Source organism: Pseudoalteromonas sp. S1609 (assembly GCF_005887255.1).
Taxonomy (GTDB): domain Bacteria; phylum Pseudomonadota; class Gammaproteobacteria; order Enterobacterales; family Alteromonadaceae; genus Pseudoalteromonas.
The window spans coordinates 1-242 of the sequence record NZ_PNDJ01000243.1 but is presented as its reverse complement, the minus strand read 5'-3'; the positions used below and the strand labels follow the sequence as shown (position 1 = coordinate 242).

The following is a 242-nucleotide window of genomic DNA, read 5'->3' as shown; positions in this document are numbered from 1 at the left end:
CCCATTCCTTATTGTTTAATTGCGCTGGGCTCAATTGCGCGGGATGAGCAGTTAATTGTAACCGATCAAGATAATGCTCTGATTATAGATAATAGCTTCGATGAGGCATTTCACGATGAGTATTTTCAATACTTATCATACTTTGTGTGTGATTGTTTAGCTAATTGTGGCTATACCTTTTGTGATTGTGATATAATGGCCTCGTTTAAATAATGGCGTATGACCAGCGAACAATTGCAAGA

General features: G+C 37.6%; 1 pseudogene. It reads left to right on the top strand.

The annotated features are described in order from the left end of the window. Positions 1-210: pseudogene (locus CWB76_RS19585) on the top strand (DUF294 nucleotidyltransferase-like domain-containing protein); the annotation flags it as partial. Between the last annotated feature and the right edge of the window lie 32 nt (positions 211-242).